14 protein-coding genes are annotated in these 14,351 nt (G+C 69.6%); 6 read left to right on the top strand and 8 right to left on the bottom strand.

Annotation, left to right across the window (positions count from 1 at the left end; all coding sequences use genetic code 11):
* Positions 1–68: 68 nt before the first annotated feature.
* Together HV824_RS09825 and ggt are read right to left on the bottom strand one after the other, a co-directional pair.
* Positions 69–854, bottom strand: a complete 786-nt coding sequence (locus HV824_RS09825) for a TatD family hydrolase (protein ID WP_176416061.1) — start codon at positions 852–854, stop codon at positions 69–71.
* Between the two features lie 3 nt (positions 855–857).
* The gene (gene ggt / locus HV824_RS09820) at positions 858–2,666 is read right to left on the bottom strand and encodes a gamma-glutamyltransferase (RefSeq protein WP_176416062.1); all 1,809 of its coding nucleotides are present in this window, start codon (positions 2,664–2,666) and stop codon (positions 858–860) included.
* Between the two features lie 432 nt (positions 2,667–3,098).
* Between ggt and glmU the strand changes: the two genes are divergently transcribed.
* Together glmU and glmS are read left to right on the top strand one after the other, a co-directional pair.
* Positions 3,099–4,499 (top strand): bifunctional UDP-N-acetylglucosamine diphosphorylase/glucosamine-1-phosphate N-acetyltransferase GlmU, encoded by a 1,401-nt coding sequence (gene glmU, locus HV824_RS09815; RefSeq protein WP_176423152.1) that lies wholly within the window; start codon positions 3,099–3,101, stop codon positions 4,497–4,499.
* Positions 4,500–4,606: 107 nt separating this feature from the next.
* Complete coding sequence (gene glmS, locus HV824_RS09810; protein WP_176416064.1) at positions 4,607–6,442, top strand: glutamine--fructose-6-phosphate transaminase (isomerizing); 1,836 nt, start codon at positions 4,607–4,609, stop codon at positions 6,440–6,442.
* An 88-nt stretch (positions 6,443–6,530) separates the two neighbouring features.
* Here glmS and HV824_RS09805 read toward each other — a convergent pair whose 3' ends face one another.
* Genes HV824_RS09805 through HV824_RS09790 form a run of 4 tightly spaced genes read right to left on the bottom strand, consistent with a single transcriptional unit; the run spans position 6,531 to position 8,342 of the window.
* Positions 6,531–6,785 carry a hypothetical protein gene (locus tag HV824_RS09805; RefSeq protein ID WP_176416065.1) on the bottom strand — a complete coding sequence of 85 codons (255 nt, stop codon included), beginning with the start codon at positions 6,783–6,785 and terminating at the stop codon, positions 6,531–6,533.
* A complete protein-coding gene (locus HV824_RS09800) occupies positions 6,782–7,279 on the bottom strand; it encodes a DUF3106 domain-containing protein (protein ID WP_176423151.1) in 498 nt (165 codons plus the stop codon). The genes HV824_RS09805 and HV824_RS09800 overlap by 4 nt, the downstream gene beginning before the upstream one ends.
* Complete coding sequence (locus tag HV824_RS09795) at positions 7,276–7,752, bottom strand: anti-sigma factor (protein ID WP_176423150.1); 477 nt, start codon at positions 7,750–7,752, stop codon at positions 7,276–7,278. Before HV824_RS09795 ends, HV824_RS09800 begins: the two co-directional genes overlap by 4 nt.
* Positions 7,749–8,342 carry an RNA polymerase sigma factor gene (locus HV824_RS09790; protein WP_176423149.1) on the bottom strand — a complete coding sequence of 198 codons (594 nt, stop codon included), beginning with the start codon at positions 8,340–8,342 and terminating at the stop codon, positions 7,749–7,751. The genes HV824_RS09795 and HV824_RS09790 overlap by 4 nt, the downstream gene beginning before the upstream one ends.
* A 67-nt stretch (positions 8,343–8,409) precedes the next feature.
* Between HV824_RS09790 and HV824_RS09785 the strand changes: the two genes are divergently transcribed.
* The 3 genes from HV824_RS09785 to HV824_RS09775 all read left to right on the top strand — a co-directional run bounded on the left by HV824_RS09785 (position 8,410) and on the right by HV824_RS09775 (position 12,809).
* Complete coding sequence (locus HV824_RS09785; RefSeq protein ID WP_176423148.1) at positions 8,410–9,213, top strand: hypothetical protein; 804 nt, start codon at positions 8,410–8,412, stop codon at positions 9,211–9,213.
* A 112-nt stretch (positions 9,214–9,325) separates the two neighbouring features.
* The gene (recA, locus tag HV824_RS09780; RefSeq protein ID WP_176416070.1) at positions 9,326–10,420 is read left to right on the top strand and encodes a recombinase RecA; all 1,095 of its coding nucleotides are present in this window, start codon (positions 9,326–9,328) and stop codon (positions 10,418–10,420) included.
* Positions 10,421–10,583: 163 nt separating this feature from the next.
* Positions 10,584–12,809 carry an alkaline phosphatase gene (locus tag HV824_RS09775; RefSeq protein ID WP_176416150.1) on the top strand — a complete coding sequence of 742 codons (2,226 nt, stop codon included), beginning with the start codon at positions 10,584–10,586 and terminating at the stop codon, positions 12,807–12,809.
* 195 nt (positions 12,810–13,004) lie between these two features.
* Here the strand turns inward: HV824_RS09775 and HV824_RS09770 are convergent, their stop codons facing one another.
* Complete coding sequence (locus HV824_RS09770) at positions 13,005–13,202, bottom strand: hypothetical protein (protein WP_176423147.1); 198 nt, start codon at positions 13,200–13,202, stop codon at positions 13,005–13,007.
* A gap of 41 nt (positions 13,203–13,243) precedes the next feature.
* Positions 13,244–13,654 carry a hypothetical protein gene (locus tag HV824_RS09765; RefSeq protein ID WP_176416072.1) on the bottom strand — a complete coding sequence of 137 codons (411 nt, stop codon included), beginning with the start codon at positions 13,652–13,654 and terminating at the stop codon, positions 13,244–13,246.
* A gap of 153 nt (positions 13,655–13,807) precedes the next feature.
* Between HV824_RS09765 and HV824_RS09760 the strand changes: the two genes are divergently transcribed.
* Positions 13,808–14,347, top strand: a complete 540-nt coding sequence (locus HV824_RS09760) for a GNAT family N-acetyltransferase (RefSeq protein WP_368738044.1) — start codon at positions 13,808–13,810, stop codon at positions 14,345–14,347.
* Positions 14,348–14,351 lie beyond the last annotated feature (4 nt).

The raw sequence follows: 14,351 nt of genomic DNA, 5'->3' as shown, positions 1-14,351 counted from the left end.
CGCCGCGGAGGAGGGTTGACCCAGGTCAACGCCGTCCGGCCACGGTGGCTTGCGGCGCCGCGCGAGCGTCAGCCGCCCACTTGGAAGAAGCGGGCGGCGTTCTCGTGGGTGATGCGGCGGACGATGCGCTCGGACAGGCTGGCCTTGGCCAGCAGGTTGGCGGCGCGCGCCAGGCCGAGGATGTCACCGGCGCCGTCGCCCGCGTCGGAGTTGAGCACCAGCCGCTCGCTGCCCAGCCGCCGCACCAGCACCACCGCGCGCTCGGCCTTGAGCGCCTCGGGGTGCAGCGTCAGCCCGGCCCAGTGGCCCACCTCCAGGATGGTGCGCACCGTGCGGGCGTTGGCGTGGTCCACCAGCGCGCGCGAGGGCAGCAGGCCTGACTGTCGCAAGAGCGTGAGGATGCGCCGCGTGTGGCGCTCCTTGTCGGTGGTGGGGGTGTGCACCACCACGCGCAGCTTGAGGCTCCGGGCCAGCGCGAGCTGCTCCAGGAAGGCTTCCTCTTCCTCCTCGCCGCCCGTGTGCAGGCCCGTCTCTCCCAGCGCCACCACGCGCCCGCCCTGGAAGTAGCCGGGCAGCGCGGACAGCACCTCGCTCAAGCCGCGCCGGGGGATGCAGCGCGGGTGGACGCCCAGGGCCGCGTACGCGCGGATGCCCAGGCGCTCCAACCGGGGAAGCTGGCGCTCCACCAGGTCATCGAAGTGCCGCAGCAGCGCCTTGGACGTGGGCTCCGGGAAGTGGTGCGCCACCACCAGCGCCCGCTCCACGCCGAAGAAGCGCATGGACTCCAAATCCTGGTCGCTCAGGCTCTCCGGGTGGAGGTGGGCGTCGAAGATGGGCGGTGGGGTGGTGGGCACTGCTCAGTCCTGTCCCAGGGCGGCGCCCTCGTTGCGCGGGTCGCTCGCGGAGAAGCGCAGCCCCGTCTTCGGGTCGCTGTAGACCGCCTCCGCGTCGCCCCACTGCTCCACGCGGCGCACCTTGTGGCCCTTGGCCTCCAGCACGGACAGCGTCGCCGGCTCCAGGCCCCACTTGTCCACCCACACCTCGTCGGGCAGGTACTGATGGTGCACGCGGCCCTCGTTCACCGCGCGCGCCACGTCCATGCCGTGGTCCACCACGTTGCTGATGACCTGGATGACGGTGGTGGGGATGGTGGAGCCGCCCGGGCTGCCCACCGCGAGCATGACGCGCTTGGGGTCCTCCTTGGCGAACACCAGCGTGGGGGACATGGAGGACAGCGGCACCTTGCCCGGCGCAATCGCGTTGGGCTCGCCCGTCACCAGGCCGTAGGCGTTGGGCACGCCCGGCTGCGCGGCGAAGTCATCCATCTCATCGTTGAGCAGCACGCCGGTGCCCTTGGCCACCACGCACGAGCCGAAGCCGTAGTTCACCGTGGTCGTCATGGCCACCGCGTTGCCGTCCTTGTCGATGACGGAGATGTGCGTGGTGTTCTTCTTCTCCGGCTCGGGCGTCAGGGTGGTGGGCTCGTCCGTCAGCGTGGAGCCCCGCACGCCCTCCTTCGGCGCCAGCAGTGACGCGCTGGGCGTGGCCTTCTTCGGGTCGATGGAGCCCGCCAGGTCCGCGACGTGGCCGGGCGACACCAGCCGCGCCAGGGGCACGTCCACGAAGGCCGGGTCCCCCAGGTGCTTCGCGCGGTCCACGTAGGCCCGCCGCACGGCCTCCACGTAGAGGTGCAGCGCCTCCGCGTCGCGGAACGGCACGCCCTGGGGACGCAGTTGCTCCAGCGCGGTCAGCACCTGGATGACGGCCACGCCGCCCGCGCTCGGCGGCGGCATGGTGAGGATGCGGTGGCCGCGGTACGTGCCCTCCAGGGGCGTGGCGCCGCGCGTCTTGTAGGCCGCGAGGTCCTCCTGGGTGAGGATGCCGCCGCCGGCCTGGACCGACGTGGCGATGGCCTTCGCCACCGGCCCCGCATAGAAGGCCTTGGCGCCTCCCTTCGCGATGGCGGCCAGCGTGCGCGCCAGGTCGGGCTGGCGGATGACGTGCCCCACGGGCGGCGCTGCCCACTGGCCCTGCGCGTCCTTCACCAGGAACACGCGCGAGGCCTCCGCGTCCCGGCTCAGGCAGGCCAGCCGGCCCTCCGCCATGGTGCGGTAGCGCGGCGTCACCCAAAGACCCTTGCGCGCCGCGGCGATGGCCGGCGCCAGCACCACCGCTGGCTTCAGCTTCCCGTGCGCCTTGAGCAGCTCCAGGTAGCCCGCGACGGCGCCCGGCACCGCCACGCTCAGCGCCCCGTCCGTGGACAGGCCCGGCACCACCTTGCCGTCCTTCAGGTACATGTCGCGCGTGGCCGCCTTGGGGGCCACCTCGCGGAAGTCCAGCACCTTCGTGTCGCCGCTCTTGGCGTCGTGCACCAGCGCGAAGCCGCCACCGCCAACGCCGGAGTGGTAGGGCCCCACCACCGCCGCCACGAAGGCCGCCGCCACCGCCGCGTCCGTGGCGTTGCCGCCCTTCTCCAGCATCTGCAGCGCCGCCGCGCTCGCCTGGGGGTAGGCCGTGGCCACCGCGCCGCCCCGGTATGGGCGCGCCGCCTGCGCGGCGCTCGCCACCACCAACACCGCGGCCAGCAGCCCGCGCTTCACCACCGCACCGCGGAAGCTTGTTTCCTTCACAGGTTCAGCCCTCCTCGCGTTGTCTGAACAGTCCATCGCTGGCTTTCGTCCTGGGTGGTGTGTTACCCGGGCGACAAAAGCCTACCCTCCAGTCCGGCGACGGCGGGGGACCAGACGGACTACATGTGTCTCGGTATGCACGAACCGTGTGGCCGGGACCAGGATTTCAGCCTAGCAACATTTTTCCTCTTGGATTGTTCTCCAGTGGCGTGCATCCTGGTCCCATCATGAATCGCGTCCGGGGGAGCGTATGAGCACGCCAGCCATACCCGAGAAAAAGAGCCTACCTGGCGCCGCGCCTGGCGCGGCCGAGGTGACGGTCTTCTTGAAGCCCAGCTTCGGCATCACGATTCAACGCAACACCCTGTGCGTCTCGGTCAGTGCGAAGCCGCGCCCGGTGGACACCGTCACGCCTTCTGATCCTCGCGCGGTTGACGACTCGATTCGCTGTCCCTAATTCTCCGCCGCATGAGCGTTCTGGCGGCGGTGGTGCTGTGCGCGGGCAAGGGCACGCGGATGAAGTCGGAGAAGGCGAAGGTCCTTCACCCCATCCTCGGCCGGCCCCTTTGCGCGTATCCCCTCAAGCGGGCCCTTGAGTTGGGCGCCACGTCGGTGGTCCCGGTGGTGGGCCATCAGGCGGAGGCGGTGGAGAAGGCCGTGCGCGGCCTCTTCCCGGAGGCCCCCCTGCGCTTCGCGCTCCAGCGCGAACAGCGCGGGACGGCGGACGCGGTGCGCTCCGCGGAGGAGGCCCTGAAGGGCTACTCCGGGCGGGTCCTCATCCTTTACGGCGACGTGCCGCTCTTGCGTCGCGAGACGCTGGCGGCGCTGCTGGCAGCCCATGACCAGGCGGGCGGGACGCTGGCCATGGTGTCCACCACCCTGGAGGACCCCACGGGCTACGGCCGGGTCATCCGCGAGGGTGGCAAGGTGACGCGCATCGTGGAGCACAAGGACTGCACCCCGGAGCAGCGCGCGGTGCGCGAGTGCAACGCCGGTATCTACTCCGTGGACGCGGAGTTCCTCTGGAAGGCGCTGGCTGACATCAAGCCGCAGAACGCCCAGGGCGAGTACTACCTCACCGACCTGGTGGAGATGGCCGCGAAGCTGGGGCCCGTGGGCTCGGTGGAGGCGGACGCCACGGAGACGGCCGGCGTGAATGACCGGGTGGAGCTGGCCGCGCGCGCGCGCGTGCTGCAGCAGCGCATCAACGAGGCGCACATGCGCGCCGGCGTCTCGCTGCAGGACCCCGCCACCGCCTACATCGAGGAAGGCGTCACCGTGGGGCCTGACACCGAAGTCGGTCCCTCCGTCACGCTGGCCGCGGGCACCGTGGTGGGCAAGGGCTGCAGCATTGGCCAGGGCAGCGTGCTGCATGCCTCCACGGTGGCGGACGGCACCGTCATCAAGCCCTACTCCGTGTTGGAAGAGGCCCGGGTGGGGGAGCGCAACGTCATCGGCCCCTTCTCGCGGCTGCGCCCCGGGACGGAGCTGGCAGAGGACGTGCATCTGGGCAACTTCGTGGAGACGAAGAAGGCCCGCATCGGGAAAGGTTCGAAGGCCAATCACCTCACGTACCTGGGGGACGCTGTCATTGGTTCAGGGTGCAACGTGGGGGCGGGCACCATCACCTGTAACTATGACGGGGTGAACAAGCACCTGACTGAACTGGGTGATGGGGTGTTCATCGGCTCCGACACCCAGCTCGTCGCGCCCGTGAAGGTGGGCGACGGCTCGTATGTCGGCGCGGGCACCACCGTGACGAAAAATGTGCCTCCAGGGAGCCTCGCTGTGTCCCGAACGCCACAGGTGACCAAGGAAGGCTGGGTGGCCACCAAGAAGGCGCGGCAGGCGAAGGCTCGGGCGGGATAGGCGGCGCGGCTCTTGCTTGGGAACCAGGCAGAGTGCTGTGCGGCAGGGATGTAGGGGAATCCCGCGGATTGCTCCGGCGGGCGTGGGCGTGCGAGAGAGGTGCAACTATGTGCGGGATTGTTGGTTACGTCGGTGACAAGGAATCAGCCCCCATCCTGGTGTCGGGCCTGAAGCGGCTCGAATACCGTGGCTATGACTCGGCGGGCGTGGCGGTGCTGAACCAGCGCAAGCTCAACGTCGTGCGGGCCACGGGCAAGCTCCGCAACCTGGAGAACCGGGTGGTGGCGGACCAGCCGCCGGGGAACATCGGCATCGGGCACACCCGCTGGGCCACCCACGGGCGGCCCTCCGACGAGAACGCGCACCCGCACACGTACAAGGACGTGGCGGTGGTGCACAACGGCATCATCGAGAACCACCTGGCGCTCAAGGAGCAGCTGCGCTCGCGTGGGCACGTCTTCTCCTCGGAGACGGACTCGGAGGTGTTCGCGCACCTCATCTCCGAAGGGCTGGAGCGTGGCCTGGAGCTGCCGGACGCGGTGCGTGCGGCCATTGCCCAGGTGCGGGGTACCTACGCGCTGGCCGTGCTGACGGCCAGTGAGCCCAACCGCATCGTCTGCACCAAGGACGCCTCGCCCATGGTGCTGGGCCTGGGCGAAGGCCAGAACTTCCTGGCCAGCGACGTGCCCGCGCTGCTCGAGCACACGCGCGACTTCGTCTACATGGAAGAGGGTGACCTGGCCGTCATCACCGCGGCGGCCGTGGACATCTTCAACCGCCAGGGCCAGAAGGTGAACCGGCCCACCCGCCGCATCGACTGGACGCCGATGATGGCGGAGAAGGGCGGCCACAAGCACTTCATGCACAAGGAAATCTGGGAGCAGCCCCGCGCCATCGCGGACACGCTGCGCGGCCGGATGCTCCTGTCGGAAGGCGACGTCCACTTCGAGGGCTGGAACCTGTCGGCGGAGAAGGTCCGCTCATTGACGAAGGTCACCATCCTCGCGTGCGGCACGTCGTGGCACTCCGGTGTCGCGGGCAAGCACATGATTGAGTCGCTGGCGCGCCTGCCGGTGGAGGTGGAGCTGGCGAGCGAGTTCCGCTACCGCGACCCCATTGTTGACGGCTCGCACCTGGCCATCGCCATCAGCCAGTCGGGCGAGACGGCGGACACGCTGGCGGCCTTCAAGGAGGCCAAGGCCCGCGGGGCCACGGCCATGGCCATCTGCAACGTCATTGGCAGCGCGATGACGCGCGAGGCCGACTTCTCCGTGCTCACCAACGCGGGCCCGGAGATTGGCGTGGCGTCCACCAAGGCGTTCACCACGCAGCTGGTGGCCCTGTACCTGCTGGCCGTCAAGCTGGGCCGCATGCGTGGCACCCTGTCCGTGCCGGCGGCGCAGGAGCACCTGACGCACCTGACGCAGGTGCCGAAGATGATTGAGGACGTCCTCAAGTGCGAGCCGGCCGTGACGCGCGTGTCGCGTGAGTACATGAACGCGCAGGACTTCCTCTTCCTCGGCCGCGGCCCCATGCACCCGGTGGCGCTGGAGGGCGCGCTCAAGCTGAAGGAAATCTCGTACATCCACGCGGAGGGCTACGCGGGCGGTGAGATGAAGCACGGCCCCATCGCGCTCATCGACGACAAGATGCCGGTGGTCGTCATCGCGCCGAAGCAGCCGCACGTCGCCTACGAGAAAATCATTGGCAACATCGAGGAGGTCCGCGCGCGCGGTGGCAAGGTGATTGCCGTCATCGACGAGGACGACGAGCACGTGGCCACGCTGGCCGACCATGTCATCCGGATTCCCGCGGCCTGCGCGCTGCTGGCGCCGGTGGTGGCCACCATCCCCCTGCAGTTGCTGGCCTACCACGTGGCGGACCTGCGCGGGAACGACGTGGACCAGCCGCGCAACCTGGCCAAGAGCGTGACGGTGGAGTAGCGCACCGCGCGGCTTCGGACCTGAAGCGCCAGAAGCCCGGGCTCCCGCACGAGGGGGGCTCGGGCTTCATCGTTTCCGCGTGAGGGCTTCAGTCCTCCCGGCCCAGCTCGAGCAGCAGGTCCAGGTCCTCGGCCGCGTCCAGGCTCTCCAGCAGCTCCAGGTTCTCGACCACCTCCTGGTCCTCCTCGGAGGGCGTGGCGCGGGCGCGCGGAGGCTCGCCGGGCGGGGGCGGCTTCGCGGGGACGCTGGGCGTCGGCGCGGGCGTGGCGGCCTGGGCCTCGGCGGCGGTGGCGCCCAGGGGCAGCAGGCACAGCAGGACGACGGCGGACAGGGCGCCGCTCAACGGCGCCGCCTTTCTCGCAGGCGCTCCCGGACCTCCTGCCGCTGCTCGGGCGACAGCTGCCGCCAGCGGCGGACGTTCTCCAGCAGCTGCTCGCGGCGCTCCGGGTGCTCCTTCAGGTATTGCCGCATGCGCCGGCGCAGCTCGGCGCGCTGCTCCGGGTCCAGCTTCCTCAAGTCCCGGGCCCGCTCGCGCAGGGCCTGTCTTTCCTCGGGCGTGAGGCGCTTGAACTCGCGCAGGTTGGCGCGGATGCGCTCGCGCTCCTCGGGCGGCAGCTGGCGCCAGCGCTGGAGGTTGGCGCGGATGCGTGCCTGTTCGGCGGGCGACATCGCCTTGAACTCGCGCAGCTTCGCGCGCAGCGCCTCCTTCTGCTCAGGCGTCAGTTGCTCGAAGCGCTCGGCGGCCGTCCGGGGCGCTGGAGCCTCCGCGCGCGCGGGGGCGCCCGTGAGCAGCGCCACGCCCAGCGTCAGCGTGGCCGCCAGGTTCCCGTTCCTCATCGCACCACCTCCAGCTCGTGGAGGTTCGCGACGACCTCCAGGTCCGCCATGCTGTCGAGCCCCAGCAGCTCGTAGTCCTCGGCCAGCTCCAGGTTCACCGCCAGCTCCATGACGGACGCGTCCTCCAGCGCAAGCGGCGCGTCCGGGCCGGGGCGCGGCATCAGCAGGGACACGGCCAGCACCGCCACCAGCCCGGCGGAGGGCCACAGCACCGCCGGGCGCAGCCAGGTCCTCATCCGCTCCGGCCAGGACACGGGCAGCGCGTCCAGCGTCGCCAGCACCGCGCGCCGCGTGGCCGGCGAGGGCTCGAAGGCGGGCAGCTCCGCCAGCCGCGCCACGGTGGTGCGCAGCAGCGCCTCGGTGGTGCGGCAGGCCGCGCACGCCTCCAGGTGGGCACGCACCCGCGCGTCACGGGCCGGTGGCAGCTCGCCGTCCATGTACGCCGTCAAGTCATTCGCGTCATCACAGCTCATGCCCTGCTCCTCGCGGGCACGGTGCCCGCCTGCAGCGCTTCAATCCTGCGCGCCACCGCCAGCGTGGCGCGGTGGATGAGGCTCTTCACGGCGGACTCGCTCGCCTCCAGCGCGTCCGCGATGTCCCGGTACGCCATGCCTTCGAAGCGGCACATGGTGAAGGCCGCGCGCTCCCGTGCGCTCATGCCGGCCAGGGCCTCGCTCACCGCCCGCTCCAGCTCCCGCCCCTCCAGCGCCGCATCCGGCCTGTCACCCCGGGGGCCTTCCATCTCCCCTCCTTCCGTGTCGCCTCCGTCGGGCGCGTGCGGCGTCCGGTACTCGCCGCGCCGCACCTCGTTGAGGCAGTGGTTGGTGGCCACCCGGAAGAGGAACGTCTTGAAGCGCGCCGTGGGCTGGTAGGCCCGCGCGTTCCGGTAGAGCTTCACGAAGATGTCCTGCGTCAGCTCCTCGGCCCGCTCCCGGTTGCCCACGAAGCGGAGCGCGAAGCGCGCCACGCTCGCGTGGTAGCGGTCGAACAGCCAGGCAAAGGCCCGCCGGTCTCCCGCCGCCACCCTCAGCATCGCCTGTGCGTCCAAGTCCGCGTCGTCCACTCCGACATCAACCCCGTTGCCCGGTGAAAGTTGCGGGAGCACTTCGCTTTGAACCTCCCCCAGGGCCGTGGCTACAGTTTCCTCCGTGCCCGACGCGCCTCGCATCCATCCGCCCACGCAGCGCGCCCTGGAGGTGGAGGACGCGCCGCCGCCGCGTGACGTCGCGCCGTGGGAGGCGCCGCCCGAGCCCGCGCCGCCGCGAGCCACTTTGGCCCCGAGGCTCCCGGGCGCGCCCACGCCGCCGTTGGACCTCCCCCTGCCGGTGCTGGTCCTGACGGAGCAGGCCCTGCGGGTGCCGGAGGCGGAGCGTCCCCTGGTGGCGGCGCGGCTGAACCTCCAGCTGTCCCGGATGGCCAGGGCGGGCGGAGACCGGCTGGTGGCGGACACCTTCCTGCGGCTGCTGGAGAGCGGGCGGCTCGCCGGGCTGGTGGATGCGAAGGGACGCACCTGCCGCGCGGCCGCGGTGGAGGCCCTGCTGTCCCTGGGCTTCCCCTACGCCCTGGAGGTCCAGCCCGAGGACCTGGAGCACCTGCGCGCCAACACCCTGCAGCGGAAGACGCAGCGCCTGAAGCCAGGTACGTGCATGGCGGTGTTGGTGGGAGGCATTGGGGCACAAGTCGTCCATGAGGCGCTCTTCTCTAAGGGGGACGCCAGCCTGCTCACCTCCCAGGTGGGGCTCTCCCTGCTGGCGATGGCCGCCTTGTGGCTTGCTCCGCCCCGGACGCCCGTGTACCGCGTGGGGATGCTGCTGCTGACCGCGGTCTCCCTGGCCGGGGCCGTGCTGGCCGTCCTCGGCGTGGCGCCCACGGGGCTGTGGGTGGGATTGGCGGGGCTGGTGGCCGCCCTCCTGGCTGCCCTCCGCGAGGGCTGACCGGCAGGATGCAGCACGGATGTCAGAGGGGTGGACTAGGGTCTACCCATCGCGTACTAAAAGCGCGTTCAGGTGGGCCGGGGTGGCTCGCCAATACAAGGAGCTACGAGCAATGGCCGTGAATCAGGAGAAGGAAAAGGCGATCGAACTGGCGATGTCCGCGGTGGAGCGCCAGTTCGGCAAGGGGTCCATCATGCGGCTCGGCAACGACGAGCCGCTGATGCGCGACGTTCAGGCCATCCCGACGGGCTCCATCTCGCTGGACATCGCCCTGGGCGTGGGTGGCGTGCCCAAGGGCCGCATCATCGAAATCTTCGGGCCGGAGTCGTCCGGCAAGACGACGCTGTGTCTCCATATCGTCGCCGAAGCGCAGAAGCGCGGCGGCATCTGCGGCTACGTGGACGCGGAGCACGCGCTGGACGTGGGCTACTCGCGCAAGCTGGGGGTGCGCACCGATGACCTGCTGCTGAGCCAGCCGGACACCGGTGAGCAGGCGCTGGAAATCGCGGAGATGCTGGTGCGCTCGGGCGCCATCGACGTGCTGGTGGTGGACTCGGTGGCCGCGCTCGTGCCGAAGGCGGAGCTCGAGGGTGAGATGGGCGACGCGCACATGGGTGTGCAGGCCCGCCTCATGAGCCAGGCGCTCCGCAAGCTGACAGGCACCATCTCCAAGAGCCAGACGTGCGTCATCTTCATCAACCAGATTCGCATGAAGATTGGCGTGATGTTCGGCAACCCGGAGACGACCACGGGCGGCAACGCGCTGAAGTTCTACGCGTCGCAGCGCCTGGACATCCGCCGCATCGGCGCCATCAAGAATGGCGACAACGTGGTGGGCAGCCGCACCCGCGTGAAGGTGGTGAAGAACAAGGTCGCGCCGCCGTTCAAGGAAGTCGAGTTCGACATCATGTACGGCACGGGCATCTCCCGTGAGGGCGACCTCATCGACCTCGCCTCCAACGAGAACATCGTGGAGAAGAGCGGCAGCTGGTTCTCCTTCAACGGTGAGCGCATCGGCCAGGGCCGGGAGAACGTGAAGGAGTACCTGCGCGAGCACCCGGAGATTGCCAAGGACATCGAAGGCCGCGTGCTGGAGAAGTACGGCATCGGCAAGACGGGGGCCGCGCCCGTCGCCGCGGTGCCGGACGAGTCCGCGCCGCCCGAAGGTGGCAGCGAGAAGCGCGGCCGCGTGAAGGCCGTGAAGTAGCCCGGTCTCCGGGGCGTTTTCCCGGATGGTGGCAATTCGCCAGGAAAGTCAGAGGGTCGTCCGCCGCGAGGTGGGCGGCCCTTTTGCTTGGCGTCCGGTGTCGCTCGCGCCGGTTCGTACCGGGCGTGGGTGACACGGCGCGTTGTCGTTTCATTCCGTGGGGATGTTTCCTGCGGAGCGGACGGGCGCTCTAGACTCGCGGCCCTGCTTCCCAACCCGCGCAATCCGGAGTCCCACCTTGTTCGACCGATTCAAACGCCGCAGTTTCCTCCAGGCCGCCGTCGCCGTCGCCGCGACCACTGCGTTCGGATGCTCCGACGACGAGACGTCGTCGGATGCTGGTGAGAAGTACTTCCCGCAGTCGGTGTGCTCGGGGGATCCGCGGCCGGACAGCGTGGTGTTGTGGGTGCGGGCGGTGGACCCGGACAACGCGGGCGCGAACACGCAGGTGCGGCTGGAGGTCTCCACCAGCGAGTCGTTCAGCAGCCTGGTGCTGGACCAGTCCTTCACCGCGCAGGCGCAGTTCGACCATGCGCTGAAGGTGAAGGTGACGAACCTGTCGGCGCGCACGACGTACTACTACCGCTTCAGCATCGACGCGAACGGCCAGAAGCACTCCACGGTGACGGGCCGCACCCGCACCGCGCCGGCGGCGGGCGACGACGTGCCGGTGAAGTTCGTCTTCGCCAGCTGCCAGGACTACATCGGCCGTTACTACAACGCGTGGCAGCACCTGCTGCAGCTCAACGAGGACCTCGACTTCGTCGTGTTCCTGGGTGACTACGTCTACGAGACGACGGGCGACGCGTCGTTCCAGTCCGTGGACGGGCGCGGCATCGTCTTCAGCGAGCCGGAGAAGGCGCTCCGTCAGGGCACGGGCCTGACGTCGTTCTACGCGGCCAACTCGCTGTCCAACTACCGCGACCTCTACAAGAACCTGCGCACGGACAAAATCATCCAGCAGGTGCATGAGCGCTACGCGTTCATCGTCACCTGGGATGACCACGAGTTCTCCGACGATTGCTGGGGCGACGTCGCGACGTACACGGACGAGAAGACCAACGAGAAGCAGACCGAGCGCCGCCGCAACGCGGAGCAGGCCTTCTTCGAGTACATCCCCATGGACCACGGCGCGAGCGACGCGGGCGCCATCGACATCAACGCCGTGGTGGCCCAGCCGACGCGCATCTACCGCGACTTCGAGTTCGGCCGGAACCTGAAGCTGCTGGTGACGGACACGCGCACCTACCGCCCCGACCACCTCATCCCCGAGGACGCGTACCCGGGCAAGGTGGCGGTGCCGGCCGAGCAGCTGGCCATGGTGTTGCCGACGCTGCCGGAGGCCACGCAGGCGCAGCTGCAGTCGGACATGTTCGCCTACGTGGACATCGACGCGGAGGAGCTGACGCCCTACAAGCAGATCCTCACCGGCGTGTACGTCCAGCAGGCCGTCGCGGCCGGGCTCACGGCGGAAGAGGCGGCCACGAAGGCGGCCTTCTGGATTTCCGGTGGGCAGGCGCTGCTCTACGTCAACCAGGTGCTCAACGCCGTCAACCAGGCGCGCGTGGCGGCGGGCGAGTCGGCCGTTCCGCTCATCCCCGTGGCGGGCACGCCGCGCGGCCTGGCCTATGCGCACATGGGCAAGACGGGCCTCTTCGGCATCCAGGGCTCACGCTACGTCGTGGTGAAGCCCATCTTCGACCTGTTCGCGGCCATCAAGTACATGGGCTCGGCGGGGGCCACCGAGGGCATCTTCGGCAACGAGCAGCAGGCGTGGCTCCAGGAGTCGGTGCAGGCCACCAACGCGTGGAAGATCATCGTCTCCTCGATTTCGCTCACCTCCATGGTGTTCAAGCTGAGCGACAAGGCGGACGTCCCGGACCCCACGCTGCGCCAGGACTTCTACTTCAACGTGGACCAGTGGGACGGCTTCCCCACCAAGAAGCAGGAGTTCCTCAAGTTCCTGCGCGACAACCAGGTGCAGAACGCGCTGTTCATCTCCGGCGACATCCACGCGTCCTTCGCGTCCGTGGAGTCCGGCATCCCCGCGCTGACGGCGCCGGCCATCTCCTCCGGCTCCATCAAGGAGCTGGCGGGTCTGGCCGTCATCGGCGCGGGCTTCTCCTCCGGCAGCTCGGTGTACCGGTACATCGTGACGGAGCTGGACAAGTCGCTGAAGGAGGCGCACCCCGGCATGGCGTTCGTGGACGGTGACGCCCACGGCTTCGTGGTGCTGGAGGTCGGCGGCACCGAGGCGAAGGCGGCCTTCCACCTCATCCCGAGCACGGAGATCGCCAGGGACTACTCGCTGCGCTCGCCCGCCGAGCTGACGGCGAAGGCCTTCCGCCGCGACTTCGTCATCAAGGACGGCGCCATCACCGCCGCCTGAGCGGCACGGGCCTCACCCGCCGGGTGAGGCGCGAGGGCCGCGCCGGGAGCCAGGTGCTCCGGGCCGCGGCCCTCGGCCGTTTCGGGGCCGGTGCAGCTCCGCGAGGCGCGCGCTCAAGGCGATGTCGGCCTGCCGCGGCTTCGCCGCTGGCGAAAGGCAATGAGGGGCGCTGCGCGGCCTGCGCCGCGGGAGGCGTCAGCCGTAGCGTATGAGGAGCTGAAGCAGGTGCTGCCTTCCCGTCCTGGCCAGGTACTCCAGCAGCGCCGCGCGCGGTGGCTGGTTGCTCCGGTAGGGCTGCTCGCAGTAGCCGGTGTAGAGGCCGCCACCCGGGCCCGTGGAGAGGCCGCCGCCCGGGCTCATGGAGCGGTCCCGGGGCCAAGTATTCAATGACATGACGTTGCTTCCCCCCAGGCCCGCTCGATGGTGGCTTGGACCTACAGGACGGCTTCCAACGTCTTCTGGATGTTTTTGGTGCGGTCCTTCAGGTCGTCGATGTTGGTGAAGGGCTGATGGTCCAGCGTCAGCACACCCTCCGCGAAGCTGGCGACGCGGCTCCCATTGGAGTTCCCGGCCGTGTTCTGGATGACCACCTTCTTCAGCTTCTCCTTGAGCGCGTCCTTGCCCATGTCATCGACACAGATGGCCTTGAACGCATCCACCACGGAGGTGAAGAAGACCTTCGTCCACGCATCCTCGAAGAGGTGGCTGTAGCCGTCCTCTATCAAGGTGTCCCAGTGGACTTCGACAGGCACCTCGAAGTGGGCCGCCTCGTCGATGAGCTGCTTCTGCTTGGGAAAGACATTCGTCTCGTAGGCCTTCTGCGCCCTGCGCTCGGGGAGTCCCATGGCTCTACCTTTCCAGGAGTGGGGGTGGATGGGTCAGTATAGCGTTCATCCAGGTGGGCAGCCCCGTGAGGTGCTGATGCTTGTCATCCGGCCCGGCATGATGCGTCGCGGCGTCAGCCGCGATAGAAGCCAACCATGTCAACTGGTGCTGTCGTGAGTGCTGTCCAACTCATTCCCGCCCGGCCGGAGCACGTGGACTTCTGGCTGGCCATGCGGGCGGCTCCCGGCGCGCGGCGCTTCGTGGACACGGAGGACGACACGCGGGAGCTGCTCCTGCGGCGCATCCTGGAGGCGGGCGCGCTGGGGGAGCCCCGTGCGCGCAGCTTCCGGTGGTTCGTGGAGGCGGACGGGCAGCTGGTGGGGACGGTGTCCGCGCGGGACTTGTCGCGCGCGCATGGCCGCATCGAGCTGGGCTACATGATGGCGGACTCGCACCACGGCCGAGGCCTGGGCACGCGCGCGGTGGGGCTGATGCTGGAGCAGCTCTTCACGCTGCCTTGCCTCCAGCGGGTGTGGCTGACGACGCTGGCGGAGAACACGGGCTCTCAAGGGGTGGCGCGCAAGCTGGGCTTCACGATGGAGGGCACCCTGCGCGGGCACTGCCTGTTCCAGGGGCAACGCAGGGACCAGCAAATCTGGGGCCTGCTGCGCCCGGAGTGGGAGGCCCGGCGCGCCGCGTTCGTTGTTGGCTGAGCGC

The organism is Myxococcus sp. AM009 (genome assembly GCF_013372605.1).
Taxonomy (GTDB): domain Bacteria; phylum Myxococcota; class Myxococcia; order Myxococcales; family Myxococcaceae; genus Myxococcus; species Myxococcus vastator.
The sequence above is the reverse complement of the archived record's forward strand: the minus strand, read 5'-3'. Positions and strand labels throughout refer to the sequence as shown.